We start from the raw sequence: 25,658 nt of genomic DNA on the forward strand, positions 1-25,658 counted from the left end.
GTATTATTTCTGTGCCCGCCGGCGTGCGGCGAGAAACCAAAGTGCGGCGACGACAAGGACGCCGAAAAAGAAGGTGTAGTGCGATCCGTCAGCGGATGGAAACCCCCGCCCGAGCCCAAAGCCAACCGCTCCACCGACAATGAACGCCATCACGGCAACCGACCGGATTTCGGCGCGGCGGGCGTTTTGGGCGACATGCGCCATATCGTCCGGGAGCGGCTTCGCCATCAGGCAGCATCTCCGTCAGAACCGCCGTCATCCCCATGCTTTTCATGGTGCTGGCTGCCGAATTTCTCCAGCGTGGCCAGCAGGATAGCCAGGATGATGGCCTGAAACGGGCTGGGTTTGCCGCCGACCCCAAAGCCTGCGAGCAGATAGCCACCAGCCACGAGGACAACGAAGAAACCCAGCGCCTTGAAGCCTATTTCCTTGAGCGTCGTCTTAACGTCCGAACTCATCACACTCTCCCGTTAAAGCGGAATATTGTCGTGCTTCTTCCACGGGTTCTCGAGATGCTTGTTCGCAAGCTTCTTGAGGCCGGAGATGATGCGTTTCCGCGTCGAATGCGGCATGACAACCTCATCGATATAGCCGCGCTGGGCCGCGACGAACGGGTTCGCGAACAGATCCTCATAATCCTTGGTGCGCTGCTTGATCTTTTCCGCGTCGTCCTTTTCCTTGCGGTACAGGATTTCCACGGCGCCCTTCGCGCCCATGACCGCGATCTCGGCGGTCGGCCAGGCATAGTTGAGGTCCCCACGCAGGTGCTTGGATGCCATAACGTCATAAGCGCCGCCGTAAGCCTTGCGTGTGATGACGGTGATCTTCGGCACCGTGGCTTCGCCGTAAGCAAACAGAAGCTTGGCGCCGTGCTTGATGATGCCGCCATATTCCTGTGCGGTGCCGGGCAGGAAGCCGGGCACGTCCACGAGCGTGATGATCGGAATATTGAAACAGTCACAGAAGCGCACAAACCGCGCGGCTTTCTTGCTGCTGTCGATATCCAGGCAACCGGCCAGCACCATCGGCTGGTTGGCGACGATGCCCACTGTTTCGCCGTCCATGCGCGCGAAACCAGTCAGGATATTACCCGCATGCTTGGGCTGGATTTCGAAGAAATCGCCTTCGTCGACGAGCTTCTGGATCACCTCATGCATGTCATAAGGCTTGTTCGGATTGCTCGGGATCACGCTGTCGAGCGATTTCTCGATCCGGTCCGCCTGGTCGAAAGTCGGCCGGACCGGCGGCTTTTCCCGGTTATTAAGCGGCAGGAAGTCGAAGAAGCGGCGAAGCTGCGCCAGCGCTTCCACGTCATTGTCGAACGCCTTGTCGGCCACGCCGGATTTGGTGGTGTGGGTCGATGCCCCGCCCAGCTGTTCCTGCGTCACCACTTCGTTGGTCACGGTCTTCACCACATCCGGGCCGGTCACGAACATATAACTGGTGTCCTGCACCATGAAGATGAAGTCGGTCATCGCCGGGCTATAGACAGCACCACCCGCGCACGGCCCCATGATCATGCTGATCTGCGGCACGACGCCTGAGGCCAGAACGTTCTTCTGGAACACGTCGGCATAGCCGCCAAGCGCCGCGACACCTTCCTGGATGCGCGCGCCGCCACTGTCGTTAATGCCGATCACCGGTGCGCCCACCTTCATGGCCATATCCATGACCTTGATGATCTTCTGGGCGTGGGTTGCGCTCAGCGACCCGCCAAAAACCGTGAAATCCTGGCTGAACACATAAACCAGCCGGCCGTTGATGGTGCCAGACCCGGTGACGACGCCGTCCCCCGGATACTTGGTCTCGCCCATACCGAAATCGGCACAGCGGTGTTCAACGAACATGTCATATTCTTCAAAGCTGCCCTCATCGAGCAGAAGGTCGATGCGTTCCCGCGCCGTCAGTTTGCCGCGTTTGTGCTGGGCATCGATGCGGGCCTGCCCGCCGCCCAGGCGCGCTTCTTCGCGCTTGAGCTCAAGCTTTTCCAGAATTTGTTTCATATAACCTTCCCCTTGAGCCTGCGGGCGTGGCTTCCCGGCCCGCGCTCCCAGTGATGAAATTTTATTATCCTGCTTTAGCCGGGCTTTCCAGCGATTTATTTCGCATGTGCGAAAGGAACGCGATCGCGGCTTCCATGTCGGCGCGCAGGAGATCGCGCTTTTCTTCGGCTTCCCAATCGGTGCCCCACTTCTCTTCCTGGTGCTCGGCATCCACCAGGCTGGCGCGCCAGATGGTGTCGAAATCGGTAAAGCCGCGCATGAGCGCGAGGCCGAGGATCAGCGAGCCCAGCCCAGTGGTGAAGGCATGAAGCGCCGTCAGTTCATAAGGATCATGCGCCTTAACGATGGCCGTAATCGCGTCAAGCGCCGCCTTGTCCTGGGCAATCGGCATGATGCCGTCCGTGACCTTGAGACGGATGCCTTCTTCTTCCGCGAGCCAGTCCAGATACGGGTCCCAGGCCTTGGCTTGAAGGGCCGCGAGCTCCGCCGGGTCATCGGCGCGGTAGCACAGGAGGTCGGTGCCGGCATAATTGGCGACTTCCGCCACCACCTCGTCATGGCGCGGGGCGACACGGTCCTGCACGGTGTTGGCAAGCTTGGTCACCGGCATGGTATCCGGCTTGACCTCATCCGCCTGCGCGTCCCACTCCGCGGCCACGGCCTCGGCCAACGCCTTCGTCGGCATGGCCAGCGTCTCCCTGGCGGGGGTTTTGACGATACGGCCGTCAAGCGCAACAACATGGCCCGCCTCGGTGCTTTCAACACTGACGGTCTTGTAAAATCTTTTCATCGTCTATTCGTCTTTTGTGGTCTTTTCAGAGGAAGGTTCCGCAGTGGATGTCTCCGCCCCGGCCTTCTTCTCAGCCTGCATCTGGCGCGTCACCTCCGCGAGCTTGCGGCGCGAATAACGCGCCTGCTTGCGGTTGGTGTTTTGGCGCTTTTCGGCGAGCCCTGCCTGCACTTTGAAACTGCCAACATATTCCATGCTGGCCTTTTCCTTTTTCTTCTCCGGCTTGAGCATGACGTCATAGCCCAGAAGCCGGTTGCCGATCCTCGGCACCCGGAAACACAGAAGCAGATACATGGCAATCAGGATCAACATGCCGATCAGGAAGGCAAAGGCGATCTCGTTATGGCCGTCTGCGCCGATTATATCGTCCCGGTACAGATAAGCCGCAATCGCCGCCACGCTCGCCACCGCGGAAGCCACCAGGAAGCCGCGGCGCGGCCTCAGCGCTTCATCCTCGAAACTGTCTTGGTGTTTCATCATCACGCAGCTCCTATCATCCCGGCGACCAGCTCGGGAATATCATGGAAACGGGAAACCACATGGTCCGCACCGGCATCTTTGAGCATGTCGGTGTGATGGTATCCCCAGTCAACACCGATCCCGCCGCAGCGGGCCGCGCGCGCCATCATCATATCATAGCTGGTGTCACCAATCATGATTGCACTGTCAGCGTGGGCGCCCGCTTCCAATATCGCTGTCTGGATCATCGACGGGTGTGGCTTGGACGGATGGTGGTCCGCGGTCTGAAGCGTGACGAACAGATGGCCCAGCTTGTGTTCATCAAGGACGCGATTGAGGCCACGCACTGAATTCCCGGTCGCGACCCCGAGCATGTAGCCCGCGTCATTCAAGGCCTCAAGCACCTCCAGCGTGCCATCAAACAGCGGGTCGGGACCCGCCTGCATCGCCACGCGGCGGCGGTAGAAGACCGATTTGAACTTTTCGGCCACAGCATCATGGAAAGCGGGGTCTTCGTCCGGGACAAGCGCCGCGATGGCCTGAACCGGGCTCAGGCCGATGATCGACCGCACATCGGCGTCGCTCACGGGTGCGAGCCCCATTTCCTCGAAGGTTTCCTGCATCGAGCCGACGATCATATGCTGGCTGTCCACCAGCGTGCCGTCACAGTCGAAAATCACGAGCTTGGTAAAGCCTGACACGCTCAGTCCTCCTGAAGCGGGTCTTCATACTCCCCGACTTCGAAGCCCAGCATGGCGAAGCTTTCCTTCATGTGGGGCGGCAGCGGTGCCGTGACCGTCATCATGCCGCCCTTGGGGTGCGGGAAGGTGACAGACTGGCTGTGCAGATGCAGCTTGCGGGAAATCGCGCCGGTGAGGAACGCATCCGCACCGCCATATTTGCCGTCGCCGACAATCGGATGGCCCATCTCGGCGCAGTGCAGACGCAATTGGTGCGTCCGGCCGGTGTGCGGCTTGAGCGCGAGCCAGGCGGCTTCCGGCGGCGCGCTATCGACCACCGCATAGTCGGTCATCGATTTCTTGCCGTCTTCGGTGACCACCATGCGCTCCCCGCCCTTGATCGGCGCCTTGTCCATCTTGAGGACAATGCGGCCGTCGGTCGGGTGCGGCACGCCCTTGACGAGCGCCCAATAGCGTTTGTCGGTTTCCTTGGACTGGAAGCCCTTGGCGAGGGCGGCGGCAGAGTTGGCACTGCGGCCCAGCAGCAGCACGCCCGATGTATCTTTATCAAGCCGGTGCACAAGGCGCGGACGGTGCTCGCTGTCGTAGCGGAGCGCCTCCAGAAGCCCGTCCAGATGGCGTTTCTGGCCGGTCCCGCCCTGGGTCGCCAGTCCCGCGGGCTTATTGATGGCGATCACCTGATCGTCCTTATACAGCACCCAGCTGCGGACCTCTTTGATATCCTCATCCGAGAGTTTGTGCTCGGCCTTCGGCTTGACATCGTCCGGTTTGGGGACGGCACGGTCACCCAGCGGCGGTACGCGCACCGACTGACCGGCATAGATGCGGTCGCCCGGCTTGACGCGGTGGCCATCCAGGCGCACCTCGCCCTTGCGGCACATTTTCTGGAGCTGGATGAAGCTCAGGTCCGGGAAATGGCGTTTGAACCAGCGGTCGAGCCGGACGTCATGATCGTCGTCCGCCACCGTGATATTCTGGACGGTCCTCATGCGACCACCACCCGGCCAAGCCACATGCCGGTGAAAAGCGCGGTCACGCCCACCATCAGGGACCCAAGCGCATAAAGCGCCGCGCCGGAGATATTGCCGCGCTCAATCAACAGCGCGGTTTCAAGCGAATAGGTCGAAAAGGTGGTCAGGCTGCCGAGCATGCCCACGGTCAGGAAGCCGCGAAGCTCCTGCGTAGTTTGGAATTTGAGTGCAAAGGCCGTCACCAGGAAGCCCATCATCAAGCTACCCAGGATATTGACCGTAAAGGTGCCGAACGGAAAGCCAGTGCCCACCCGGTGCATCACCCAGCCCGAAATAAAGTGGCGCATCAAAGCGCCGGTCGCGCCGCCAGCGGCGATGGCAAACAGCATCCGCATACGTCGTCCTTTTCACTAACCGTCATTCTACCCCGAAGACCCAGCCCTCGGTGCGGCGCACCATAGTGGAAAGCCCCGCGGGATTCCAGTATTTGCGTACGTCATGAATATTGCGGAGCGCGGCCGCGGTTATGACCGCGTCTGCGGCATGGTCGCTCATGTCCCCACCGACGCGCAAAGGCCCGGTAGCGCCGAGGCGGAGAAGCGCGGATTTAAGGTCTTCCCGGCGCCGGAATTTGCCCTTGTGCCCCGCAAGCGCCGCGAAAGCTGCGGCATAGATCTCAACCACCACGACAGGCTTTTCAAGGTCCTCGTCGAACGGCCACAGCGCCACATGGGGCACTTGATTCAATCTGTGCAGCATTCGCATGGTCGAAAGCCCCGAAAGCCCGACCTGGCTGGGCCCCACCAGATGGAATACGCTTTCGCACGGCCCCGCGCCGGAGTCTACGGCGAGCCGTTCGGCCACCCGCATCCGGCGGCTGTAGCGCGCGCCTTTGATGTCCCCGCGCAGATAATGTTCGGCATGGGCATCGACGAAGCCGCCGCCATAAAGGTCGGCATCCCCGGCACACAGGGTATCGACATGGGCCCAAAGCCCGCGCACGTCCGCAGGCAGGGGCGCGCCGGGCAAATAGGTTTCCTCATCCGCAAAAGGCATCCCGAAGGACGAATCGAGCCCGACAAGGGCCCGGGCGCCCTCTCCAAGCCCCATACCAGCGGAAATCCAGGCCGCGCATTCCTCGCGGCTCCAGCGGCGTTTTCCGGACGGTGGGGAGATAAGCTTCGGCGCGCCCTCCCCCACGGCGCATAGCGCGATGGCGAGGCCCGCGTGGGCCCGGCCCTTGGCGCCGGTCCAGTCGATGCCGACGAAATGGGTGAAGTTACTGTATGATAACTCTGCTTGCTCCATAGATGACAATAGATTTGGTACGGCCATCAGGAGTCAATACACGACGGAAACGAATATGAGTGGGTTTTGTACCTAAGGCATTGGCATAGGCCTCAAGTCCTGCCGCCAAGATAGTAGTGGTAAACGGAGGAGCTTCTTTGGCTATCTTAAATGGAACCGTCTTACCCAGATCATGAAAGAAGACCCTCCCAGTTTTTTGGTTCACATTGAAAGCACCAACGCTCACATCCATTTCTTCAAAACGCTCCTCAAGGGCATGGGAGCGAATATATTGCTTGGTAATCCTATTAAATTTCGCAACATTACTGTCTCCAATAATCGAGATGCTAGAGACACCATTATCAATGACCTCGTGCGCCATCTTCAGGGCAGGCTCCACGGCATCCTGAAGCGCATCGAAGTTTCCAGCCTTATCTTCGATGAATTGCTCCACACTCCGGCTTTCCGCTTTTTGTTCAAAGCCAACAGCACGGCGAAATAAAACTCGAATTAGATCAGTAAAAAGTGAGGCTGTGATTCCCGCACCTGCGGCTATTCCAAAAGCCTTCAGATCGGGGGACTGAACTATCGCGTGAAAAACTGTCTCCAGACTACCTTCACGCATCGGACGTAAATATAACGCCAACCGATTATCATATGGGGTCCGCTTCCTTACCTCCCCCGTCACTAAGGTATGGCTAGCAAGTGTAAACGCCCGTGCGATGCCAACAATACTCTCGGCAGCTTCGTAAGCTGGTGCGCGATGACGGTCTGCTTCTAGCCCTTCAAACTTCGCAATAAATTCCATAGACGAATAATCTCCCCACGCACCGACAATACGCATTAGGCGAGAAAAATACACCCATGTCAATTATACGAAATTTTGGGTGAAGTCAGTCATCTCCGCCGTCCGACTGCGCCCTGGCGGCATAGTCGGCGCGGATGCGGGCAAAATACTGGAGGCGCTTCTGGATCTCGCGCTCGAACCCGCGCTCGACCGGGCGGTAGAATTCCTGCCGCGGTTCGCCGTCCGGGAAATAATTCTGGCCGGACACGCCTGCTTCGGTGTCATGGTCGTAGGCGTAGTTTTTACCGTAGCCCAGGTTCTTCATCATCTTGGTGGGCGCATTGAGGATATGGGCGGGCGGCATCAGGCTGCCGGTTGCGCGCGCGGTTTTCTTCGCCGCCTTCTCCGCCTTGTAGGCCGCGTTCGATTTGGGCGCGGTGGCGAGGTATAGCACCGCCTGCGCGATCTGAAGCTCGCCCTCCGGGCTGCCCAGAAAGTCATACGCATCCTTGGCGGCGAGCGCCTGATGGATCGCTTCCGGGTCGGCAAGGCCGATATCCTCGCTCGCGAACCTGACCAAACGGCGGATCAGATACATCGGGTCCTCACCCGCGACCAGCATCCGGGCAGCCCAGTAAAGCGCCGCGTCCGGGTCTGAGCCCCTGAGGGACTTATGAAGCGCGGAGATGAGGTTATAGTGGCCGTCCCGGTCCTTGTCATAGGACGGCGCGCGCTGTTGCAGGAGCGCCGCGAGCTGTTGCGTCTGCAACACTTCCCCTGACGCGAGGTTATAAAGCGTCTCGACGCAGTTGAGCAGGAAGCGGCCGTCGCCATCCGCCATGGCCTTGAGGGCCACGCGGGCATCGGCATCGACCGGCAGCGGCTCGCCATATTCGGTTTCGGCGCGGACGAGCAGTTCTTCGAGCGCCTGATCGTCCAGCCGGTTGAGGACCAGCACCTGCATCCGCGACAGAAGCGCGCCGTTGATCTCAAACGACGGGTTCTCGGTGGTGGCGCCGATCAGCGTCACCGTGCCGTTTTCCACATAAGGCAGGAAGCCGTCCTGTTGGGAGCGGTTGAAGCGGTGGATCTCATCGACGAACAATAGCGTCCCGCGTCCACCCATACGGCGCGCCTTCGCGGCCTCAAACACCTTCTTGAGGTCGGCGACGCCGGAGAAGATGGCGGAAATCTGCTCGAACGCCAGGTCGGCATGGTCGGCCAGCAGGCGCGCGATCGTGGTTTTACCGGTCCCCGGCGGGCCCCACAGGATCAGCGAGCTGATCTTGCCGGACTTGACCATCCGGGCGAGTGGTCCGCCCTCCCCCAGCAAATGTGACTGGCCGACGACCTGGTCGAGCGCACGGGGCCTCAGCCGGTCCGCGAGCGGACGTGGCGCGCCATCATCCGCCCCCGCGCTTTCGAACAGATCGACCATAGATGCCTTCCTTACTGCAGCTGGACGCAGCGGTAGGAGCGGTTCGGAATGATCTGGCATTCCTGATCCCCGCCGCGGCGGCGCACCTTATAGTCATAGCGCTGCTGGTTTTCGAGCAGGTCGTTATCCAGGTCGGAGACCTTGCCGATCTTGCGGCCGTTGACTTCCATGATGATATCGCCCGGCACCAGGAACTGGTAGCGCGCCGACGGCGAGCGCGGGTCAACGCCCAGCACCACGACACCGCTTTCGAACTGGTTGATCTGCAGCTCGTCATTGAAGCGCGGCGACATGTTGGCGATCTTCACGCCCTGGAACGGGTTGTGACCATCCAGCGTGGTTATGTCACGCGGCGGATTCTCAGGCGGCAGCTGCAGCTTGACTGTCTTCTGGGTGATGGCGCCGTCCGACAGCACAGCCAGCGTGACTTCGTCACCTTCCTTGCGCGTCGCGACCCGGAAATTGAGCCCCGGCTCGTCGATGACTTCCTTGTCACCGACCGCCATGATGACGTCGCCGGTCTTGAGCCCTGCCTCAGCGGCCGGACCACCCGGATAGATATTGTCGATGAGCACACCACCCGCGCGGTCAAGCCCGAGGCCTGCGGCGAGGTCCGCCGTCACCGACTGGCCCTTGATCCCCAGCCATGGCCGCGTCAGCGTGCCTTCGTTCATCGCGGCGCGGAGGACGGTCTTGACCATGTTGGCCGGGATCGCGAACCCGATCCCGTTCGAAGCACCGGTGCGGCTGTAGATGGCGGTGTTGATACCGAGAAGTTTACCGTCCATGCCGACAAGCGCACCACCGGAGTTCCCGGGGTTCACGGCGGCGTCTGTCTGGATAAAGAAGCCGAAGTCGGAAATGCCTTCCTGCGTCCGCGCGTTCGCCGAGACGATACCGCTGGTGACCGTCTGCCCGATCCCGAACGGGTTGCCGATCGCCAGCACGATGTCGCCGACCTGCACCTGGTCGGAGTCGGCCAAGGGCAGGCTATCCAGCCGGTCGTTGCCGACATTGATTTTGAGGACAGCGAGGTCAGTGCGTTTGTCATCCAGCACCACCTTGGCATCGAATTCCCGCCGGTCCGCCAGGACCACGCGGATTTCATCAGCGCCCGCGATCACGTGGTGGTTGGTGATGATCACACCGTTCGGCCGCACGATCACGCCCGAGCCCAGCGAGCCCCGCACCCGTTCCTGCGGCATGCCGAAGCTGAAGTTCTGCCCGAAGAAGCGCTGGAACAAAGGGTCGTCGAACAGCGCCGACCGCTGGGAGCGGACAACCTGTTTGGTATAGATGTTGACGACCGCGGGCGCCGCCTTGTGGACCAGGGGCGCGTAGGAAAGCTGTACTTGCGTACGGGATTCCGGCACCTGCCGTTCGGTCATCTGGGCGTTTGCGGGCGAAAGCCCCGCAAAGGCGCAGAAAACCACCATAAGGGACATGAGTTGCTTGAGCGGTTTCATCGACAGCTTACTCCGTGCTGATGGATTGAAGCGTCAGTTATGGCGGAGCCTCGTGCCCCATGCAAGGGGCACATCCAGCTTGGTCCCGCCAAAGCCCTGACTTGGGGCCTAAATAGGAACGGAAAGTGGCAGAAAAAAGGGGCGCCCCTATCCTGGGACGCCCCTTGCGATGAACTGTGCCTCAGATGCGTTTAAAAGGCGTAGGAAACCCCGAGGCTGACAACCGGGTAGAAGCGGTAGCCGGCGATATCATTCTGGAAATTCGTGGTTTCACGCTTCAAGTCGTCGTTAAATTGGGCCAGAAGCGTCGGCGATGCATTGAGCGGGCTGTCGGCCGGAATGTCGGCAACAAGCGAAGCCTGCGGCTTACCATGGTACATAACGCCAAGGTCGAACATGAACTTGACCCGGTGGTCGCCCGTCAAGGCGTTGCCCCAACCGATCCCCGCATAAGGCGCGAAGTTGTTGGTCCTGATCCGGCCATTCAGCTGCCCGATCTCATCGGCGGTATAGGTGTTACGGCCGATATCGAACGTCTGGGCCGGCAGGTTATGGGCATCTACCTTGTTGCCGTCATAAAGCGCGCCGGCGCTCAGGTGGAAATTACCACCGCCGACATACCAGTCCAGATACCCACCTGCCGAGAGAAGCTTGGCGTTCATTTTATAGTCAATGCCGGAAGCCCGGTCGTTATGGCTGAAGTTCAAACCATAGACCCCGCCCCGGAAATTCAGGTTATGCGCCAGCGGGAAAACCAGTTCACCGCCGACACCGCGCGTCCCGGCGCGGGCGATAAACGCAACCTTGTGGTCAGCAAAAGCCGAAGCCGAAACCCCGCACGACAACGCAAGGGCCAGCCCCAGCAATTTTAGCGATTTCATAAATCCCCCATCAGATTTGAAATAGTTAGACACAAATTTTTAAGGCGCCCAGATAAAGGGAATTCGCCTTTAAATTGCAAGGGGAAATTTATGATACTTTAAAAAAGTTTATGCCCCAGGGAATCGGCAAGGATCAGGGCGCAATCAAGGTCTATGATCGGCTCCGCGCGCACAAGGGCGATAAAGTCTTCCACATCCATCAACACCGGTTCCGCGACCACATTTTCTTCCTCCTCCGGCGCCTGAATGGGCGTACAGCCGCGCGCGAGGAAGATATGCTTGCGCGCCGTCGAATAGGCCGAGACATAGGTTTCCGCGACCAGCGTCATCTCCGCCGCCACATAACCGGTTTCTTCGAGAAGTTCCTTATGGGCGGTCTCAAGTGCGGTGTCGCCCGGATCGATCATCCCGGCGGGCATGTCGAAGCAGAAGCGCCCCGGCCCCGGCCGGAACTGCCGCAGCATCAGGACCTTGCCGCCCTCCGTCACCGCCCCGACGACCGAAAAATCGGGGTCCTCCTTGACCAAATAGCGGAGTTCCTCTTCCTCATGGTCATACCGGTCTTCCACCACCCGCAGATACGTGTGGGCATAAAGCTCGGTGCGCTTGGTAAGCTTGGGGTCTGACATGGAACCTCCGCTACTGAATCGACTGTGGCCAGCATAGGCAGGACAGCCCGCCTTGTTCCACATTAAAGCAAGGGCCCCAAAAGAAAAACGGCCCCGCCTGTCTGGCGGAGCCGTTCCTGAAGTCTTGCACGCCTTAAGGCTTATGCAGCGTCTTCTTCCTCACCAGCTTCCTGGGTCGGGCCGCTGTCTTGGCCTTTGGCATCTTCGTTACGGTCAACAAGCTCGATGACAGCCATCGGGGCGTTGTCGCCATGACGGAAACCGGCTTTGAGAACGCGGGTGTAACCACCGTTACGCTCTTTGTAACGCTCGGCCAGTTCGTCGAACATTTTCGCAACCAGGGTTTCGTCCTGCAGGCGAGCGATCGCCAGACGACGGTTGGCCAGACCACCTTTTTTAGCAATGGTGATCAGCTTTTCAACGACCGGAGCCAGGTCTTTTGCCTTCGGCAACGTGGTCACGATCTGCTCGTGCTTGATAAGCGCCTGAGCGAGGTTCATGAACAGAGCCTTACGGTGGCTTACGGTACGGTTCAGCCTACGGCCGGAATTACGATGACGCATGGTCTACTCCTTTTGCCTGTCCGGCCTTGTGCCCTTTTCATATTTCACGGGCATAGTACCGGGAGGTGTCCCTCTAGGGGAGGTTTTAAAAGAGCGGCAGGGTTCTGGGATATCCCCAAAACCCGGCCGCCGGTGTGTTTAATATTCCTGTTCGAGCTTTTTGGCCAGCTCTTCGATATTCTCAGGCGGCCAAGCCGGAAGTTCCATGCCAAGGCGCAGGCCCATGGAGGAAAGAACTTCCTTGATTTCGTTCAGGGATTTGCGGCCGAAGTTCGGCGTCCGCAGCATTTCGGCTTCGGTCTTCTGAACGAGATCGCCGATATAGACGATATTGTCGTTCTTCAGGCAGTTGGCCGAGCGGACGGAGAGCTCGAGCTCGTCCACTTTGCGGAGAAGCTGACGGTTGATGGTCGGCTCTTCCTCTTCTTCCGATTTGGTGGTCTCTTCCGGTTCGTCGAAGTTGACGAAGATCGCAAGCTGGTCCTGCAGGATGCGGGCTGCGAAAGCAACTGCATCTTCAGGGGTGACCGTACCATCGGTTTCGATTTCCATGGTCAGCTTGTCATAGTCGAGAACCTGGCCCTCACGGGTGTTCTCAACCTTGTAGCTGACTTTCTTGACCGGGCTGTAGAGCGCGTCGACCGGGATAAGACCGATCGGTGCGTCTTCCGGACGGTTGCGGTCCGCCGGTACATAGCCCTTACCGCTTGCGACGGTCAGTTCCATGTTGAGCGTAGCACCCTCGTCCAGGTGACAGAGCACCAAGTCTTTGTCGAGAATGTCAACATCGGCAACTTCGCTGATCTGACCGGCTTTGACTTCACCCGGACCAGAAGCGGTCAGGTGCAGACGTTTCGGCAGATCGCTGGTCACACGGACCGGAAGCTGCTTGATGTTGAGAACCATATCGGTCACGTCTTCACGCACGCCCGGAACGGACGAGAACTCGTGCAACACGCCTTCAATATGGATGCTGGTTACCGCACCACCCTGAAGCGACGACAACAGAACACGACGCAGGCCATTGCCCAGCGTCATGCCATAGCCGCGCTCAAGCGGTTCGACAACAAGCTTGGCCTTGCGAAGCGGGTCAGAGCCCGGTTCGATCGTCAGGCCATTCGGTTTGATAAGTTCCTGCCAGTTTTTCTGGATCACGGTGTAACCCTCGTTTTGGATGACGCCATAAGAGCGTCAAAGGATTCGCGCCAATACTCTGTCGTACTACCCGATACTCGGTATGCTTAAACGCGGCGACGTTTCGGCGGGCGGCAACCGTTGTGCGGAATCGGCGTCACATCACGGATTGACGTGATGACAAAGCCGATGGACTGCAGTGCGCGCAGAGCGGACTCGCGACCAGCACCCGGGCCTTTCACTTCCACTTCCAACGATTTCATGCCATGTTCTTGGGCTTTCTTGCCCGCGTCTTCGGCTGCAACCTGTGCGGCATACGGCGTAGACTTACGGGAACCTTTAAAACCCATCATGCCCGCGGACGACCAGGAAATTGCATTCCCTTGAACATCCGTAATAGTGATCATCGTGTTGTTGAACGATGCATTTACGTGAGCAACACCATTGCTGATGTTTTTCCGCTCACGGCGCTTAATGCGACCTGTATCTTTAGCCATCTCTATCAGACCCTATATCTGAGGGAGTCCTAAACAGCAGAACTCGTAATTACTTCTTCTTACCGGCAATCGCGACCGCTTTACCCTTACGGGTCCGGGCGTTCGTGCTCGTGCGCTGACCGCGCACCGGCAGTTTGTTACGGTGACGGAGACCACGGTAGGTCTTCAGGTCCATCAGCCGTTTGATGTTCATAGCTACTTCACGGCGGAGGTCACCCTCAACCGTATGTTCGTTGTCGATGATTTCACGGATCTGAATTACTTCAGCATCCGAGAGTTCCGCCACGCGACGTTCACGGGGCAAATCCAGCTTAGCGCAGATTGCCTTGGCCGTGGTCGGGCCAATACCGTGAATATAGGTCAAAGCGATTTCTACTCGCTTGTTGGTCGGAATGTTTACGCCTGCAATACGCGCCACGACCGTTTCTCCTAAGTCAATGTTTCACGACTGTGAGTTAGCACAAATCACAAGACGTGTTGAAGCCGGGGATTATATGAATTAACCCCCGCTCGTCAACCGTCCTGTGACAGTTTTTCACGCGGCCAAAACCGCGTCGATTTGTTTAGCAACCTCATCGATGGACGCCATGCCATCAACTTGGCGCAAAACACCTTTTTCCGCATAGTACGGCAATACCGGCGCCGTCTGTGCGTAATACTCTTCCAAACGCTTGGCCACGGTCTCCGCATTGTCGTCCGGGCGGCGCTTGAATTCCGTGCTGCCGCATTCATCACAAACACCGTCCACCTTCGGTTTCAGGTTGGTATCATGATAGCCTGCGTTGCATTTTGCACAGGTATAACGGCCAGCGATGCGATCGACAAGCGCATTGTCGTCAACCTTCATCTCAACAACCGCATTGAGTTTCAGTCCCTGCTCCTTGAGCATCCCGTCGAGCGCTTCGGCCTGAGCCACAGTGCGCGGGAACCCATCAAGGATGAAGCCATTCTTACAATCGTCTTCTGCAATCCGGTCCCGGATGATGCCGATGACGATATCGTCGGAGACGAGCTCGCCAGCTTCCATCTTGGCCTTGGCTTTCAGGCCCATCTCGGTGCCATGGGCAACGGCCGCTCGCAGCATGTCACCGGTGGAGAGTTGGACAAGGCCCTTCTCCCGCTCGAGACGCTGCGCTTGGGTACCCTTACCTGCGCCAGGCGGACCAAACAGAATTACGATCATTTATTACGGCCCCCCTTCAGGCGTGCTTTCTTAAGCAGACCCTCATACTGCTGGGCCATCAGATGCGAGTGAATCTGGGATACGGTGTCCATCGTCACGTTGACCACGATCAGAAGGCTCGTGCCGCCAAGGTAGAAAGGCACGGCAGCCTGACGTACCAGAACTTCAGGTACGACACAGACAAGGGCCAGGTAGGCGGAGCCGATCACGGTCAGACGGGTCAGCACATAATCCAGATATTCGGAGGTCCGTTTACCCGGACGGATACCGGGGACGAAGCCACCATGCTTCTTCAGGTTATCTGCGGTTTCTTCCGGATTGAACTGGATCGCGGTGTAGAAAAAGCAGAAGAAGACGATCAGCGCGATATAGAAGGCGATATAGAGCGGCTTGCCCGGCGACAGGATCGCGGTCACGGTGCTCAGCCACTCAGGCCCATTCGCCTGATAGAAGTTGGCGACAGTCAGCGGCATCAACAGAAGCGAGCTTGCGAAGATCGGCGGGATAACGCCGGCAACGTTCAGCTTCAGCGGCAGGTGCGACTTGTCACCCTGATACATGCGGTTGCCCTGCTGGCGCTTGGGGTACTGGATCACGACGCGGCGCTGAGCGCGTTCGCAGAAAACGATGAACCAGATAAGCGCGCCGGCACCGATAAGGAGCGCGAGCAGAACCGTGAGCGACATGGAGCCAGCCCGGTTGAGCTCGAACGCTTGCGCAAGGTGGCCCGGCAGGTTGGCGACAATGCCCGAGAAGATGATCAGCGAAATACCGTTGCCGATACCGCGCTGGGTGATCTGCTCACCAAGCCACATCAGGAACATGGTGCCGCCAACCAGCGTCACCACGGTGGTGAATTCGAAGAACAGGCCCGGCTGAACAACGACACCCGCCTGGCCTTCAAGGCCGGTCGCGACGCCATAGCCCTGAACGATGGTCAGGAGCACGGTGCCGTAACGGGTGTACTGGTTGATCTTCTTGCGGCCCTGTTCGCCTTCTTTCTTCAGGCTGCCCAGACCCGAGTGCATCGTGGTCAGCAGCTGAAGGATAATGGAGGCCGAGATATAGGGCATGATGCCGAGAGTGATGATGGACATCCGCTTGAGTGCACCGCCTGAAAAGGTATTCACCATGTCCAGGAAGCCGCCACCCAGGTCGGCGAACATGCGCTGAAGCGCCTGTGCGTCGATGCCCGGAAGCGGAATGTAAGTGCACAACCGGTACACAATCAGTGCACCAAGAGCGAACCAAATACGCTTTTTAAGTTCCTCGGCTTTGCCGATGGACGCCAAGCTAAAATTGGCCGCCAGTTGTTCTGCAGCGGATGCCATAAACGCCTTCTCCAGCCCCTTGATTAAGTCTTATCTCGGCCTACGCTTTTTTGTGCTTAGGCTGCAACGGTAACCTTGCCACCAGCTTTCTCAACAGCTTCAACAGCTGCTTTGGAAGCACCGTCGACAGCGATGTCGACTTTGGCAGTCAGGGCACCTTTGGCCAGAAGACGGACACCGTCAACCACCTTACCGACAACACCGGCAGCTACCAGTGCTTCAGCGTCGATCGGCTTCTTGGCGTCCAGCTTGCCGTCGTCGATCGCCTTCTGCAGGCGGCCGAGGTTGACAATCTGGAAGTCTTTCCGGTTCAGGCTCTTGAAGCCGCGCTTCGGCAGACGACGGTAGATCGGCATCTGACCGCCTTCAAAACCGTTGATCGCCACGCCCGAACGGGATTTCTGACCCTTCATACCGGAACCGGCGGTCTTACCCTTGCCGGAACCGATACCGCGGCCAACGCGGGTGGCGTCTTTACGCGCACCCGGATTGTCACGAAGTTCGTTGATTTTCATCATACTTCTCCAAACGCTTCCCTGGCTTACTCTTCAATGCGCACCAGGTGGTGCACCTTGTTGATCATGCCACGGACGGCCGGGGTATCTTCCAGCTCGCGCGTTTTGTGCATTTTGTTCAAGCCCAGGCCGACCAGCGTAGCACGCTGTTCTTTGTGACGGCGGATCGGGCTACCGATCTGGGTTACTTTAAGCATATTTTTCTTAGCAGCCATCGGTCATTACTCCGCTTGAGCAGCGTCGTCAGTGGCTTCGTCAGCACCGGCGACTTTGACATCACCACGGCGCGCGACGATGTCGGCCACTTTCTTACCACGCTTTGCAGCGATCTGACGCGGTGAGTTCTGCTTCGAGAGCGCGTCGATCGTAGCCCGGATCATGTTGTACGGGTTCGACGAGCCCTGAGACTTGGTCACCACGTCCTGTACACCCAGTGCTTCAAACACTGCGCGCATCGGACCACCGGCGATGATACCGGTACCGGCGGAAGCCGTACGGATCAGCACCCGACCAGCGCCGTGACGGCCCTTGATGTCATGGTGCAGAGTCCGGCCTTCGCGGAGCGGGACGCGGATCATGTTTTTCTTGGCAGCTTCGGTTGCCTTGCGGATAGCTTCCGGCACTTCACGTGCCTTGCCATTACCGAAGCCAACACGGCCACGCTGGTCACCTACCACTACGAGAGCGGCGAAACCGAAGCGACGGCCACCTTTTACTACCTTGGCCACACGGTTGATGTGGACAAGCTTTTCAATCAGTTCGCTTTCTTCACGATTGCGTTCGGGGCGTGCCATTGGACGTTCCTTTTCCTTCTCTCGAGCCTTAGAAATCCAGGCCGCCTTCGCGCGCTGCGTCAGCCAGTGCTTTTACACGGCCATGGTACAGGAACGCACCACGGTCGAACACGACCTCCCCAACGCCGGCAGCTTTGGCCCGCTCGGCAATCATTTTGCCAACCTTGGCGGCAGCGTCGGCATTCGACGTGGCGCCACCACGCAGGTCCTTCTCGACGGTGGAGGCAGCGGCAAGCGTTACGCCCTTAACATCGTCAATAATCTGCGCATAGATATGCTGGTTGGTACGGTGGATAGAAAGACGCGGCCGCCCGGCACTCTTCTTGCGAAGTTGAGTGCGGTTACGCTGACGGCGCCGTTCAAAAAGTTTGGTACTGGAAGCCATTTCTGCCACCCGTTATTTCTTCTTACCTTCCTTGCGGAAGATATATTCGCCCTGGTACTTGATACCTTTGCCTTTGTAAGGCTCTGGCTTCCGGAACTCGCGGATCTTGGCTGCGGTCTGGCCGACTTTCTGTTTGTCGACACCCGAGATAAGGATCGTGGTCTGGTCCGGAGTTTCAATCTTGATACCCTCGGGGACCGGAAAATCGATATCGTGGCTGTAGCCAAGTTGCAGGTTCAGAGCAGAGCCCTTCATCTGCGCACGGTAACCAACACCGTTGATCTCCAGTTTGCGGCTGAAACCATCAGTCACACCTTCAATCATGTTGGCAACCATCGTGCGCTGCATACCCCACATGGAGCGGGCGCGTTTGGTTTCGTTAATAGGCTTCACAACAATGCCATCGTCATTCTGAGATACTTCAACCTCAGGAACGAAGGTCATTGCCAGTTCACCCTTCGGGCCTTTTACAGCGAAGTCTGCGCCGTTCAAGGAAACGGTGACACCGGACGGAATCGCCACAGCTTTTTTACCGATACGGGACATAACTCTTTCCCTTCCTTAGAATACGGTGCAAAGGATTTCGCCGCCCACATTGTTCTCCCGAGCTTCAGCATCGGAGAGAACGCCTTTCGGCGTGGAGACGATCGAAATACCAAGGCCGTTATGAACACGAGGCAAGTCGCGAACCGAGCTGTATACCCGACGGCCCGGCTTGGACACACGATTGATCGTGCGGATTACCGGTTCACCTTCGAGATACTTGAGCTCGATGTTGATCTGGCCTTTGTTGCCTTCGAGATCAACACGCGAATACCCACGGATATAACCTTCACGCTGCAGAACTTCCAGAATGCGCTCACGCGTTTTGGAAGCCGGCGTGGCTACAACAGTTTTGCGAGCTTGCAGACCGTTGCGGATACGGGTCAGCATATCGCCGATCGGATCAGTCATCGACATGAGCCTACCCCCTTACCAGCTTGACTTAACGATGCCCGGAATCTTGCCCGCGGAGCCCAGCTCCCGGAAAGAAATCCGGCACATCTTGAATTTACGATAGTTACCACGCGGGCGACCGGTGACTTCGCAACGATTGCGAATACGGGTACGGGCACCATTGCGCGGCAGCGCAGCGAGCTTAAGCGCAGCCATCCAACGCTCATCGTCGTCCAGGTCCTTATCGTAGACCTGAGCTTTGAGCGCGGCACGCTTGGCAGCATATTTAGCTACCAGTTTCACACGCTGTTCGTTCTTGTTGATGGCACTTTTTTTAGCCATATCAAAACCCTCCTAGCGGCTAGCCGTTATTTCTTAAACGGCATGTCGAAACCGGCCAGAAGCGCACGCGCTTCGTCATCGGTTCCAGCCGTGGTGCAGATAATGATGTCCATCCCGCGAACCTGGTCTACGTCGTCGTAGCTGATTTCGGGGAACACCAGTTGTTCCTTCAGGCCCATTGCATAGTTGCCACGGCCGTCGAACGACTTCGGGTTAACGCCCTGGAAGTCACGAACGCGCGGCAGCGCAATGGTGATCAGACGATCAAGAAACTCGTACATGCGCTCAGCACGCAGGGTTACCTTGACACCGATCGGCATCCCTTCGCGAAGCTTAAAGCCTGCGATGGATTTACGGGCCAGGGTTACAACCGGTTTCTGACCGGAGATCGCAGCGATTTCGCTGACAACCTTGTCGATCTTTTTCTTATCCTGAACGGCGTCACCAACACCAACGTTGATCACGATCTTGTCCAGTTTCGGAACCTGCATCGGGTTTTTGTAGCCAAACTGCTCGCTAAGCGAGGAGCGGACTTTCTCTTCGTATACAGTACGAAGACGCGGCAAAGCCTTAGCCATTGATCACCTCCCCGGACTTCTTAGCAAAGCGAACCTTGCTACCGTCGTCGAGATTTTTGAAACCAACGCGGGTCGGAGCACCGTCTTTCGGATCCTCAATCATGAGGTTGGAAAGCTGGATCGGCGCTTCTTTCGATTCGATACCACCCGCACTCGTCTGCGTCGGACGGTTATGCTTCTTGACCAGGTTCACACCCGATACAACAGCACGGCCTTCTTTCGGCAGAACAGACATGATTTCGCCACGCTTGCCTTTGTCTTTACCGGCAACCACAACGACCTTGTCACCTTTTCTCAGTTTCGCGGCCATTTACAGTACCTCCGGTGCAAGCGAAATGATCTTCATATGCTTCTTTGCACGCAGTTCACGCACAACCGGCCCAAAGATACGGGTGCCGATCGGCTCATGTTTCTTGTCTACAAGCACAGCTGCGTTGCGGTCGAACCGGATGGCGGTACCATCGGCGCGACGCACTTCCTTAGCGGTGCGGACGATGACGGCACGATGCACGTCACCTTTCTTTACACGACCCCGCGGGATCGCTTCCTTTACGGTGACGACAATGATGTCGCCTACCCCGGCAGTTTTACGCTTGGACCCGCCAAGCACCTTAATGCACTGCACCCTCTTGGCCCCGGAGTTGTCGGCCACATCGAGGTTCGTTTGCATCTGAATCATGGGTGTTACCCTCTAATTGCAAATTGCTGACGAATAGCAAAACGATGAGGCCTTAGGCCTCACCGCCGACTACACGCCAGGACTTCAGTTTCGAGATAGGACGGCATTCCTCAATGCGGACTGTGTCCCCAACCTGAATTTGGTTGCTCTCGTCATGAGCGTGGTACTTCTTAGAGCGTCGAATAATTTTGTCAAGCAAAGGATGCTTGATGCGACGTTCTACTTTCACAACAATGGTTTTATCACCCTTGTTGCTTACCACTACACCTTGCAGAATACGCTTTGGCATGGGTTTACTCCTTACGCCTCAGCCGATTGGCCCAGGATCGTTTGAATACGCGCAATATCGCGACGTACTGCACGAACGCGGGCGGTATTTTCCAGTTGCCCGGACGCAGCCTGGAAGCGCAGATTGAACTGCTCCTTCTTCAGGCTAACAAGCTCTTCACGGAGCTCGTCTTGCGACTTGGCACGAAGATCAGCTGCCTTCATTGTCTTTTCTCCGATTAAACTTATTGCATCCGGGTCACGATGCGCGTGCCGACCGGCAGCTTTGCAGCTGCACGCTCGAACGCACCACGAGCCAGTTCTTCGGACACGCCGTCGATTTCGAACATGACGCGGCCGGGTTTAACGCGGCAGCACCAGAAATCGGGCGAACCCTTACCTTTACCCATACGGACTTCAGTCGGCTTCGAGGTCACGACCACATCCGGGAAGATGCGGATCCAGACCTTACCAGAACGCTTCATGTGGCGGTTCATAGCACGACGCGCCGCTTCGATCTGACGGGCAGTTACACGGCCGGGTGCGGTCGCTTTAAGACCGAACTCGCCGAAGTTCAGAGCAGTTCCGCCCTTGGCATTGCCATGGATGCGGCCCTTATGGGCTTTACGGAACTTAGTACGCTTCGGTTGCAACATCTCTTGTCGCTCCTACTCTAGCCGTCCCAGCCTTAGCGGCGGGACGGGCCTCCTTGGCTTTGAACTTCGTTTGCACGACGTTCATGGGCCATCGGGTCGTGTTCCATGATTTCGCCTTTGAACACCCAAACCTTGATGCCACAGATACCGTAGGCAGTCTTAGCTTCGGACGTACCATAGTCGATGTCGGCACGCAGGGTGTGCAGCGGCACGCGGCCTTCGCGGTACCATTCGGTCCGGGCAATCTCTGCACCGCCAAGGCGGCCTGCACAGTTGATCCGGATACCACCGGCACCGAGACGGATGGCGCTCTGAACCGCACGCTTCATAGCGCGACGGAAAGCGACACGACGTTCCAGCTGCTGGGCGATGTTGTCGGCGATCAGCTTGGCGTCGATTTCCGGCTTGCGGACTTCGACGATGTTCAGGCTGACTTCAGCGTCGGTGAAACCGGCAATCTTGCTGCGCAGTTTCTCGATGTCGGCGCCTTTTTTACCGATGATCACACCCGGACGAGCCGAGTAAATGGTCACGCGGCATTTTTTAGCCGGACGTTCGATAATGACTTTGGAAATGCCGGCCTGATTCAGTTCCTTCATAACGAAGTCACGGATTTTCAGGTCTTCGTGCAGCAGATTACCATAGTCGCTACGGTCAGCATACCAGCGCGAATCCCAGGTGCGGTTGACACCGAGGCGCAGACCGACGGGGCTTACTTTCTGACCCATTATGCAGTCTCCTCTACTTCGCGCACTACGATGCGCAGACGGCTGAACGGCTTGACGATTTTGCCAACACGACCACGAGCACGAGCGCGGAAGCGCTTCATCGTCAGGGCCTTGCCGACAGTCGCTTCCGCGACAACCAGGCTGTCCACATCCAGGTTATGGTTATTCTCAGCGTTGGCGATAGCCGACGCCAGAACCTTGCGTACTTCGATCGCACTACGACGGCGGTTGAAGCTCAGCGAAGCCAGAGCCTTTTCCACTTTCATACCGCGGATCGAGGCTGCCACCAGATTCAGTTTCTGGGGCGAGCCGCGAAGCATGGTCGCGGTTGCGACGGCTTCGTTATCCGCCAGACGGCGTTTTGCAGATACCTTGCCCACAGTTACTTCCTCTTCGCTTTCTTATCCGCAGCGTGACCGTAGTAGGTCCGCGTCGGGGCGAATTCGCCGAGTTTGTGACCAACCATGTCTTCCGTTACGTAAACGGGGATGAACTTCTGCCCATTGTAGACATTGAAGGTCAGGCCAACGAAGTTCGGCAGAATGGTCGAACGACGCGACCAGGTCTGAATTACTGCCGAGGTTTTGCCGCTTTCCAGAGCACCTTCCACCTTTTTCATCAGGTGCATGTCAACGAAAGGGCCTTTCCATACAGAGCGTGCCATATTCAGGACTCCTTAGCGTTTCTTGCGCTCGTGGCGCGACCGGATGATGAATTTGTCCGAAGCTTTGTTCGAACGGGTCTTGTTACCCTTGGTGCCTTTACCCCACGGGGTCACCGGATGGCGACCACCAGAGGTACGACCTTCACCACCACCATGCGGGTGATCGACCGGGTTCATGGCAACACCACGAACGTGCGGACGACGGCCCAGCCAGCGGCTCCGGCCCGCTTTCGCGAGCTTCTGGTTTTGGTTGTCCGGGTTGGAAACCGCACCGACAGTGGCGATACACTCACCACGGACGAGACGAACTTCACCCGAAGACAGACGGATCTGCGCATAACCACGGTCGCGACCGATCAGCTGGGCGTAAGCACCAGCGGAACGTGCGATCTGACCGCCCTTGCCCGGCTTCATCTCCACGTTGTGGATGATGGTACCGACCGGCATGTTGGCCAGACGCATGGCGTTGCCCGGCTTCACGTCAACTTTTTCGCCCGCGATAACCTGGTCGCCAGGGGCCAGACGCTGCGGCGCGATGATGTAAGCCAGTTCACCATCTTCATATTTGACGAGCGCGATGAATGCGGTCCGGTTCGGATCGTATTCCAGACGCTCAACCGTACCCGGTACGTCCCACTTGGTCCGCTTGAAATCAATCACGCGGTAAGTGCGCTTGTGGCCACCGCCACGCTGCCAGGACGTTACACGACCGGTGTTGTTCCGGCCGCCGGATTTGGTCAGACCCTCGGTCAGCTTCTTGACGGGCTTGCCCTTGTGAAGACCGGAACGGTCTACGAGGACGAGGCCGCGCTGCGACGGGGTCACCGGTTTATATTGCTTGAGTGCCATCGGTTAAACCCCCGTAGTCACGTCAATGCTGCTGCCCTCGGCAAGCGTGACCATGGCTTTTTTGTACTCGGCGCGCTTGCCGGTTACACCACGGAAACGTTTTACCTTGCCTTCTTGGCGCAGCGTGTTGACTTTCTTGACCTTCACGTCGAACAGAGCTTCGACAGCGGCTTTGATCTGCGGCTTGGTAGCGTCGATCGCAACCTTGAAGGTTACCTGGTTGTTTTCTGAGCCGAGCGTCGCCTTTTCGGTGATGACCGGGCTCTTGATCACATCATAATGCTTGATTGCGGTCATTTGAGCCTCTCCCCGAGTTGGGCAACAGCAGCCTTCGTCAGAACCAGTGTGTCACGACGGAGGATGTCGTAGACGTTGGCACCTTGGGTCGGCAGCACATCGATGTTCGGGATGTTCTGAACGGCGCGCTTGAAGTTTTCATTCACATCAGCACCGTCGATGAACAGGGCGTTGGCGAGACCGAGTTTACCGAGCTTTGCAGCCAGTTCCTTGGTTTTGCCGTCCTTGAGTTCAGCAACATCAACAACGATCAGCTTGCCGTCGGCCTGCTTGGCGGACAGAGCCGACTTCAGACCGAGCTTGCGGATTTTCTTCGGCAGGTCAAAGCCATGGTCGCGCGGGATCGGACCGAAAGCACGGCCACCGCCAACGAAGATGTTGGAACGGCGCGAACCGTGACGTGCGGTACCACCACCCTTTTGGCGGCCCAGACGGGCACCAGTGCGGGAGATGTCCGAGCGGAACTTCACAGCGTGGGTTCCAGCGCGGCGCTTTGCGAGCTGCCAGTTTACCACACGGTGCAGGATGTCTGCCCGTGCGGGTACGCCGAAGATGGCTTCATCGAGATCGATGTCGCCGGCCTTCTTGGCGTCCAATGTAAGAACATTCGTCTTCATGACGCTTATTCCTCGTTACCTTCTGCAGCAGGTGCTGCTTCGGTGACTTCCTCAGCCGGGGCCGCTTCAACAGCAGCTTCGGCTTTCACGGGAGAACGGAACGCAGCCGGCATCGGCGCGTTTTCTGGCCGCGGCTTTTTCGCAGCGTCGGAAATCAGCACCCAGCCCTCTTTGGAACCAGGAATGCCGCCCTTCACCAGGATCAGGCCGTCTTCTACCCGCGTTTCGACAATTTCAAGGCTCTGCACAGTGGTGCGAACGTCACCCAGGTGACCAGCCATCTTCTTACCTTTGAAGACGCGGCCCGGATCCTGACACTGACCGGTCGAACCATGCGAACGGTGCGAAATCGACACACCGTGGGAAGCACGAAGACCACCGAAGTTGTGGCGTTTCATGGCACCCGCAAAACCTTTACCCTTGGAGGTACCGACAACGTCTACACGCTGGCCCGGTACGAAGTGATCGGCGGTGAGTTCAGCGCCAACCTCAATAAGGGCATCTTCAGCCACACGGAATTCCGCAACTTTGGCTTTGGGTTCTACTTCCGCTTTGGCGAAGTGACCACGCATCGCTTTCGATACGTTTTTCGCCTTGCGGGAACCAACACCAAGCTGGACAGCCGTGTAACCGTCTTTTTCCATGGTGCGCTGAGCAACGACCTGGCAGCCATCAAGCTCCAGAACGGTGACAGGCACGTGATGACCGGCATCATTGAAGATACGGGTCATGCCGAGTTTCTTTGCAATCAAACCTGTACGCATGAGACTTACCCTTGCAGTTTGATTTCGACGTCAACACCAGCAGCGAGGTCGAGCTTCATCAGCGCGTCGACGGTAGCCGGGGTCGGGTCAACAATATCAAGCAGACGTTTGTGCGTGCGCATCTCGAACTGCTCGCGGGACTTCTTGTCAATGTGGGGACCACGAAGAACCGTGAACTTTTCGATCCTGGTCGGCAGCGGGATCGGCCCGTGCACCAGAGCGCCCGTACGCTTGGCCGTGCCAGCGATCTCACTCGATGCTTGGTCAAGCACGCGGTGGTCGAAGGCTTTCAGCCGGATGCGGATTTTTTGCGCTTCCATTGATCTATACCTTAAAGGCGGCGCCAGCCACGCGGGCCGGCGCCATGTTGCATTACTTCAGGATTTTAGCGACGACGCCGGCGCCGACGGTACGGCCACCTTCGCGGATAGCGAAGCGGAGGCCTTCGTCCATGGCGATCGGAGCGA

42 protein-coding genes are annotated in these 25,658 nt (G+C 58.0%); all 42 read right to left on the reverse strand.

All coding sequences use genetic code 11. The features are described 5' to 3' along the window. Positions 1-3: 3 nt before the first annotated feature. Positions 4-228 (reverse strand): hypothetical protein, encoded by a 225-nt coding sequence (locus tag K6118_RS09205; protein WP_247120039.1) that lies wholly within the window; start codon positions 226-228, stop codon positions 4-6. Beyond that, complete coding sequence (locus K6118_RS09210; RefSeq protein WP_247120040.1) at positions 228-458, reverse strand: hypothetical protein; 231 nt, start codon at positions 456-458, stop codon at positions 228-230. Before K6118_RS09210 ends, K6118_RS09205 begins: the two co-directional genes overlap by 1 nt. 12 nt (positions 459-470) lie before the next feature. Further along, complete coding sequence (locus tag K6118_RS09215) at positions 471-2,003, reverse strand: acyl-CoA carboxylase subunit beta (protein WP_247120042.1); 1,533 nt, start codon at positions 2,001-2,003, stop codon at positions 471-473. A gap of 64 nt (positions 2,004-2,067) precedes the next feature. Next, positions 2,068-2,793, reverse strand: a complete 726-nt coding sequence (locus K6118_RS09220; protein WP_247120044.1) for an ATP12 family chaperone protein — start codon at positions 2,791-2,793, stop codon at positions 2,068-2,070. A gap of 3 nt (positions 2,794-2,796) precedes the next feature. Next, positions 2,797-3,273, reverse strand: coding sequence for a hypothetical protein (locus K6118_RS09225; protein WP_247120045.1), 477 nt, complete (start codon positions 3,271-3,273; stop codon positions 2,797-2,799). Further along, positions 3,273-3,953 carry an HAD-IA family hydrolase gene (locus K6118_RS09230; protein WP_247120047.1) on the reverse strand — a complete coding sequence of 227 codons (681 nt, stop codon included), beginning with the start codon at positions 3,951-3,953 and terminating at the stop codon, positions 3,273-3,275. Before K6118_RS09230 ends, K6118_RS09225 begins: the two co-directional genes overlap by 1 nt. A 2-nt stretch (positions 3,954-3,955) precedes the next feature. Continuing rightward, positions 3,956-4,942: an RluA family pseudouridine synthase gene (locus K6118_RS09235; protein WP_247120049.1), complete on the reverse strand. Its 987-nt coding sequence runs from the start codon at positions 4,940-4,942 to the stop codon at positions 3,956-3,958. Then, complete coding sequence (gene crcB, locus K6118_RS09240; protein ID WP_247120050.1) at positions 4,939-5,319, reverse strand: fluoride efflux transporter CrcB; 381 nt, start codon at positions 5,317-5,319, stop codon at positions 4,939-4,941. Before crcB ends, K6118_RS09235 begins: the two co-directional genes overlap by 4 nt. Positions 5,320-5,341: 22 nt before the next feature. Continuing rightward, a complete protein-coding gene (locus K6118_RS09245; protein WP_247120052.1) occupies positions 5,342-6,232 on the reverse strand; it encodes a hypothetical protein in 891 nt (296 codons plus the stop codon). Further along, on the reverse strand, positions 6,204-7,019 hold the full coding sequence (locus tag K6118_RS09250) for a DUF7946 domain-containing protein (RefSeq protein ID WP_247120054.1): 816 nt from the start codon (positions 7,017-7,019) through the stop codon (positions 6,204-6,206). The genes K6118_RS09245 and K6118_RS09250 overlap by 29 nt, the downstream gene beginning before the upstream one ends. 85 nt (positions 7,020-7,104) lie before the next feature. Then, positions 7,105-8,436 (reverse strand): replication-associated recombination protein A, encoded by a 1,332-nt coding sequence (locus K6118_RS09255; protein ID WP_247120056.1) that lies wholly within the window; start codon positions 8,434-8,436, stop codon positions 7,105-7,107. Positions 8,437-8,447: 11 nt separating this feature from the next. Next, entirely contained in the window at positions 8,448-9,902 is a 1,455-nt protein-coding gene (locus tag K6118_RS09260; protein ID WP_247120058.1) for a Do family serine endopeptidase, read from the reverse strand. Between the two features lie 191 nt (positions 9,903-10,093). After that, positions 10,094-10,783 (reverse strand): hypothetical protein, encoded by a 690-nt coding sequence (locus K6118_RS09265; protein ID WP_247120059.1) that lies wholly within the window; start codon positions 10,781-10,783, stop codon positions 10,094-10,096. A 98-nt stretch (positions 10,784-10,881) separates the two neighbouring features. Then, positions 10,882-11,412: an NUDIX hydrolase gene (locus tag K6118_RS09270; RefSeq protein ID WP_247120060.1), complete on the reverse strand. Its 531-nt coding sequence runs from the start codon at positions 11,410-11,412 to the stop codon at positions 10,882-10,884. A gap of 140 nt (positions 11,413-11,552) precedes the next feature. Further along, positions 11,553-11,975 (reverse strand): 50S ribosomal protein L17, encoded by a 423-nt coding sequence (rplQ, locus tag K6118_RS09275; protein WP_247120061.1) that lies wholly within the window; start codon positions 11,973-11,975, stop codon positions 11,553-11,555. Positions 11,976-12,113: 138 nt separating this feature from the next. Beyond that, the gene (locus tag K6118_RS09280; RefSeq protein ID WP_343269926.1) at positions 12,114-13,130 is read right to left on the reverse strand and encodes a DNA-directed RNA polymerase subunit alpha; all 1,017 of its coding nucleotides are present in this window, start codon (positions 13,128-13,130) and stop codon (positions 12,114-12,116) included. An 86-nt stretch (positions 13,131-13,216) separates the two neighbouring features. Next, positions 13,217-13,606, reverse strand: coding sequence for a 30S ribosomal protein S11 (gene rpsK, locus K6118_RS09285; protein ID WP_247120062.1), 390 nt, complete (start codon positions 13,604-13,606; stop codon positions 13,217-13,219). A 49-nt stretch (positions 13,607-13,655) separates the two neighbouring features. After that, positions 13,656-14,024 (reverse strand): 30S ribosomal protein S13, encoded by a 369-nt coding sequence (gene rpsM / locus K6118_RS09290; RefSeq protein ID WP_247120063.1) that lies wholly within the window; start codon positions 14,022-14,024, stop codon positions 13,656-13,658. A gap of 117 nt (positions 14,025-14,141) precedes the next feature. Then, entirely contained in the window at positions 14,142-14,789 is a 648-nt protein-coding gene (locus K6118_RS09295; RefSeq protein WP_247120064.1) for an adenylate kinase, read from the reverse strand. After that, positions 14,786-16,120 (reverse strand): preprotein translocase subunit SecY, encoded by a 1,335-nt coding sequence (gene secY / locus K6118_RS09300; protein WP_247120065.1) that lies wholly within the window; start codon positions 16,118-16,120, stop codon positions 14,786-14,788. The genes K6118_RS09295 and secY overlap by 4 nt, the downstream gene beginning before the upstream one ends. A gap of 56 nt (positions 16,121-16,176) precedes the next feature. Beyond that, positions 16,177-16,635 carry a 50S ribosomal protein L15 gene (rplO, locus tag K6118_RS09305; RefSeq protein WP_247120092.1) on the reverse strand — a complete coding sequence of 153 codons (459 nt, stop codon included), beginning with the start codon at positions 16,633-16,635 and terminating at the stop codon, positions 16,177-16,179. Between the two features lie 26 nt (positions 16,636-16,661). Continuing rightward, positions 16,662-16,832, reverse strand: a complete 171-nt coding sequence (gene rpmD / locus K6118_RS09310; protein WP_281500693.1) for a 50S ribosomal protein L30 — start codon at positions 16,830-16,832, stop codon at positions 16,662-16,664. Between the two features lie 24 nt (positions 16,833-16,856). Next, entirely contained in the window at positions 16,857-17,429 is a 573-nt protein-coding gene (rpsE, locus tag K6118_RS09315; protein WP_247120067.1) for a 30S ribosomal protein S5, read from the reverse strand. Between the two features lie 28 nt (positions 17,430-17,457). Further along, positions 17,458-17,814, reverse strand: a complete 357-nt coding sequence (rplR, locus tag K6118_RS09320; protein ID WP_247120068.1) for a 50S ribosomal protein L18 — start codon at positions 17,812-17,814, stop codon at positions 17,458-17,460. Between the two features lie 12 nt (positions 17,815-17,826). Further along, a complete protein-coding gene (gene rplF / locus K6118_RS09325; RefSeq protein WP_247120069.1) occupies positions 17,827-18,360 on the reverse strand; it encodes a 50S ribosomal protein L6 in 534 nt (177 codons plus the stop codon). A gap of 15 nt (positions 18,361-18,375) precedes the next feature. Then, the gene (rpsH, locus tag K6118_RS09330) at positions 18,376-18,774 is read right to left on the reverse strand and encodes a 30S ribosomal protein S8 (protein WP_247120070.1); all 399 of its coding nucleotides are present in this window, start codon (positions 18,772-18,774) and stop codon (positions 18,376-18,378) included. Between the two features lie 12 nt (positions 18,775-18,786). Next, the gene (rpsN, locus tag K6118_RS09335; RefSeq protein ID WP_247120071.1) at positions 18,787-19,092 is read right to left on the reverse strand and encodes a 30S ribosomal protein S14; all 306 of its coding nucleotides are present in this window, start codon (positions 19,090-19,092) and stop codon (positions 18,787-18,789) included. Between the two features lie 26 nt (positions 19,093-19,118). Further along, positions 19,119-19,670, reverse strand: a complete 552-nt coding sequence (rplE, locus tag K6118_RS09340) for a 50S ribosomal protein L5 (protein WP_247120072.1) — start codon at positions 19,668-19,670, stop codon at positions 19,119-19,121. Then, on the reverse strand, positions 19,663-19,980 hold the full coding sequence (rplX, locus tag K6118_RS09345; protein WP_247120073.1) for a 50S ribosomal protein L24: 318 nt from the start codon (positions 19,978-19,980) through the stop codon (positions 19,663-19,665). Before rplX ends, rplE begins: the two co-directional genes overlap by 8 nt. Then, positions 19,981-20,349 (reverse strand): 50S ribosomal protein L14, encoded by a 369-nt coding sequence (rplN, locus tag K6118_RS09350; protein WP_247120074.1) that lies wholly within the window; start codon positions 20,347-20,349, stop codon positions 19,981-19,983. Between the two features lie 52 nt (positions 20,350-20,401). Further along, complete coding sequence (gene rpsQ / locus K6118_RS09355) at positions 20,402-20,638, reverse strand: 30S ribosomal protein S17 (protein ID WP_247120075.1); 237 nt, start codon at positions 20,636-20,638, stop codon at positions 20,402-20,404. An 11-nt stretch (positions 20,639-20,649) separates the two neighbouring features. Then, complete coding sequence (gene rpmC / locus K6118_RS09360) at positions 20,650-20,841, reverse strand: 50S ribosomal protein L29 (protein ID WP_247120076.1); 192 nt, start codon at positions 20,839-20,841, stop codon at positions 20,650-20,652. Between the two features lie 20 nt (positions 20,842-20,861). Continuing rightward, entirely contained in the window at positions 20,862-21,272 is a 411-nt protein-coding gene (rplP, locus tag K6118_RS09365) for a 50S ribosomal protein L16 (protein ID WP_247120077.1), read from the reverse strand. Positions 21,273-21,304: 32 nt separating this feature from the next. Further along, positions 21,305-22,000: a 30S ribosomal protein S3 gene (gene rpsC, locus K6118_RS09370; RefSeq protein WP_247120078.1), complete on the reverse strand. Its 696-nt coding sequence runs from the start codon at positions 21,998-22,000 to the stop codon at positions 21,305-21,307. Next, positions 22,000-22,320, reverse strand: coding sequence for a 50S ribosomal protein L22 (gene rplV / locus K6118_RS09375; protein ID WP_247120093.1), 321 nt, complete (start codon positions 22,318-22,320; stop codon positions 22,000-22,002). Before rplV ends, rpsC begins: the two co-directional genes overlap by 1 nt. 62 nt (positions 22,321-22,382) lie before the next feature. After that, on the reverse strand, positions 22,383-22,664 hold the full coding sequence (rpsS, locus tag K6118_RS09380; protein ID WP_247120079.1) for a 30S ribosomal protein S19: 282 nt from the start codon (positions 22,662-22,664) through the stop codon (positions 22,383-22,385). 12 nt (positions 22,665-22,676) lie between these two features. Then, positions 22,677-23,513, reverse strand: coding sequence for a 50S ribosomal protein L2 (gene rplB / locus K6118_RS09385; protein ID WP_247120080.1), 837 nt, complete (start codon positions 23,511-23,513; stop codon positions 22,677-22,679). 3 nt (positions 23,514-23,516) lie between these two features. Then, positions 23,517-23,810 (reverse strand): 50S ribosomal protein L23, encoded by a 294-nt coding sequence (locus K6118_RS09390; RefSeq protein WP_247120081.1) that lies wholly within the window; start codon positions 23,808-23,810, stop codon positions 23,517-23,519. Next, positions 23,807-24,427, reverse strand: coding sequence for a 50S ribosomal protein L4 (rplD, locus tag K6118_RS09395; protein WP_247120082.1), 621 nt, complete (start codon positions 24,425-24,427; stop codon positions 23,807-23,809). The genes K6118_RS09390 and rplD overlap by 4 nt, the downstream gene beginning before the upstream one ends. A 5-nt stretch (positions 24,428-24,432) precedes the next feature. Continuing rightward, entirely contained in the window at positions 24,433-25,191 is a 759-nt protein-coding gene (rplC, locus tag K6118_RS09400) for a 50S ribosomal protein L3 (protein WP_343269928.1), read from the reverse strand. Between the two features lie 5 nt (positions 25,192-25,196). Next, positions 25,197-25,511, reverse strand: coding sequence for a 30S ribosomal protein S10 (gene rpsJ, locus K6118_RS09405; protein WP_247120083.1), 315 nt, complete (start codon positions 25,509-25,511; stop codon positions 25,197-25,199). A gap of 52 nt (positions 25,512-25,563) precedes the next feature. Next, positions 25,564-25,658 (reverse strand): EF-Tu C-terminal domain-related protein (locus K6118_RS09410; RefSeq protein WP_247120094.1); only part of this gene is annotated, 95 nt, incomplete at its 5' end.

The sequence above is a fragment of the Kordiimonas marina genome (assembly GCF_023006325.1).
GTDB classification, from domain to species: Bacteria; Pseudomonadota; Alphaproteobacteria; order Sphingomonadales; family Kordiimonadaceae; genus Kordiimonas; species Kordiimonas marina.

Coding starts and splice junctions, on each gene's coding strand:
- rplR (WP_247120068.1), bottom strand. CDS start 17,814: ATGGCTTCCAGTACCAAACTTTTTGAACGGCGCCGTCAGCGTAACCGC.
- rplX (WP_247120073.1), bottom strand. CDS start 19,980: ATGGCCGCGAAACTGAGAAAAGGTGACAAGGTCGTTGTGGTTGCCGGT.
- K6118_RS09255 (WP_247120056.1), bottom strand. CDS start 8,436: ATGGTCGATCTGTTCGAAAGCGCGGGGGCGGATGATGGCGCGCCACGT.
- secY (WP_247120065.1), bottom strand. CDS start 16,120: ATGGCATCCGCTGCAGAACAACTGGCGGCCAATTTTAGCTTGGCGTCC.
- rplN (WP_247120074.1), bottom strand. CDS start 20,349: ATGATTCAGATGCAAACGAACCTCGATGTGGCCGACAACTCCGGGGCC.
- K6118_RS09260 (WP_247120058.1), bottom strand. CDS start 9,902: ATGAAACCGCTCAAGCAACTCATGTCCCTTATGGTGGTTTTCTGCGCC.
- K6118_RS09225 (WP_247120045.1), bottom strand. CDS start 3,273: ATGATGAAACACCAAGACAGTTTCGAGGATGAAGCGCTGAGGCCGCGC.
- rplC (WP_343269928.1), bottom strand. CDS start 25,191: ATGCGTACAGGTTTGATTGCAAAGAAACTCGGCATGACCCGTATCTTC.
- K6118_RS09210 (WP_247120040.1), bottom strand. CDS start 458: ATGAGTTCGGACGTTAAGACGACGCTCAAGGAAATAGGCTTCAAGGCG.
- rplV (WP_247120093.1), bottom strand. CDS start 22,320: ATGCTTCGCGGCTCGCCCCAGAAACTGAATCTGGTGGCAGCCTCGATC.
- K6118_RS09220 (WP_247120044.1), bottom strand. CDS start 2,793: ATGAAAAGATTTTACAAGACCGTCAGTGTTGAAAGCACCGAGGCGGGC.
- K6118_RS09265 (WP_247120059.1), bottom strand. CDS start 10,783: ATGAAATCGCTAAAATTGCTGGGGCTGGCCCTTGCGTTGTCGTGCGGG.
- rpsJ (WP_247120083.1), bottom strand. CDS start 25,511: ATGGAAGCGCAAAAAATCCGCATCCGGCTGAAAGCCTTCGACCACCGC.
- rplQ (WP_247120061.1), bottom strand. CDS start 11,975: ATGCGTCATCGTAATTCCGGCCGTAGGCTGAACCGTACCGTAAGCCAC.
- K6118_RS09270 (WP_247120060.1), bottom strand. CDS start 11,412: ATGTCAGACCCCAAGCTTACCAAGCGCACCGAGCTTTATGCCCACACG.
- K6118_RS09250 (WP_247120054.1), bottom strand. CDS start 7,019: ATGGAATTTATTGCGAAGTTTGAAGGGCTAGAAGCAGACCGTCATCGC.
- K6118_RS09390 (WP_247120081.1), bottom strand. CDS start 23,810: ATGACCGCAATCAAGCATTATGATGTGATCAAGAGCCCGGTCATCACC.
- rpmD (WP_281500693.1), bottom strand. CDS start 16,832: ATGCTTAAAGTAACCCAGATCGGTAGCCCGATCCGCCGTCACAAAGAA.
- rplF (WP_247120069.1), bottom strand. CDS start 18,360: ATGTCCCGTATCGGTAAAAAAGCTGTGGCGATTCCGTCCGGTGTCACC.
- K6118_RS09295 (WP_247120064.1), bottom strand. CDS start 14,789: ATGATCGTAATTCTGTTTGGTCCGCCTGGCGCAGGTAAGGGTACCCAA.
- rpsE (WP_247120067.1), bottom strand. CDS start 17,429: ATGGCACGCCCCGAACGCAATCGTGAAGAAAGCGAACTGATTGAAAAG.
- rpsQ (WP_247120075.1), bottom strand. CDS start 20,638: ATGCCAAAGCGTATTCTGCAAGGTGTAGTGGTAAGCAACAAGGGTGAT.
- rpsS (WP_247120079.1), bottom strand. CDS start 22,664: ATGGCACGCTCTGTATGGAAAGGCCCTTTCGTTGACATGCACCTGATG.
- rpsH (WP_247120070.1), bottom strand. CDS start 18,774: ATGTCGATGACTGATCCGATCGGCGATATGCTGACCCGTATCCGCAAC.
- K6118_RS09205 (WP_247120039.1), bottom strand. CDS start 228: ATGGCGAAGCCGCTCCCGGACGATATGGCGCATGTCGCCCAAAACGCC.
- rplB (WP_247120080.1), bottom strand. CDS start 23,513: ATGGCACTCAAGCAATATAAACCGGTGACCCCGTCGCAGCGCGGCCTC.
- rpsN (WP_247120071.1), bottom strand. CDS start 19,092: ATGGCTAAAAAAAGTGCCATCAACAAGAACGAACAGCGTGTGAAACTG.
- K6118_RS09235 (WP_247120049.1), bottom strand. CDS start 4,942: ATGAGGACCGTCCAGAATATCACGGTGGCGGACGACGATCATGACGTC.
- rplO (WP_247120092.1), bottom strand. CDS start 16,635: ATGAAAATCAACGAACTTCGTGACAATCCGGGTGCGCGTAAAGACGCC.
- rpsK (WP_247120062.1), bottom strand. CDS start 13,606: ATGGCTAAAGATACAGGTCGCATTAAGCGCCGTGAGCGGAAAAACATC.
- crcB (WP_247120050.1), bottom strand. CDS start 5,319: ATGCGGATGCTGTTTGCCATCGCCGCTGGCGGCGCGACCGGCGCTTTG.
- rplP (WP_247120077.1), bottom strand. CDS start 21,272: ATGTTGCAACCGAAGCGTACTAAGTTCCGTAAAGCCCATAAGGGCCGC.
- rplD (WP_247120082.1), bottom strand. CDS start 24,427: ATGAAGACGAATGTTCTTACATTGGACGCCAAGAAGGCCGGCGACATC.
- K6118_RS09215 (WP_247120042.1), bottom strand. CDS start 2,003: ATGAAACAAATTCTGGAAAAGCTTGAGCTCAAGCGCGAAGAAGCGCGC.
- rpsC (WP_247120078.1), bottom strand. CDS start 22,000: ATGGGTCAGAAAGTAAGCCCCGTCGGTCTGCGCCTCGGTGTCAACCGC.
- rpmC (WP_247120076.1), bottom strand. CDS start 20,841: ATGAAGGCAGCTGATCTTCGTGCCAAGTCGCAAGACGAGCTCCGTGAA.
- K6118_RS09245 (WP_247120052.1), bottom strand. CDS start 6,232: ATGGAGCAAGCAGAGTTATCATACAGTAACTTCACCCATTTCGTCGGC.
- rplE (WP_247120072.1), bottom strand. CDS start 19,670: ATGGCTAAGGCTTTGCCGCGTCTTCGTACTGTATACGAAGAGAAAGTC.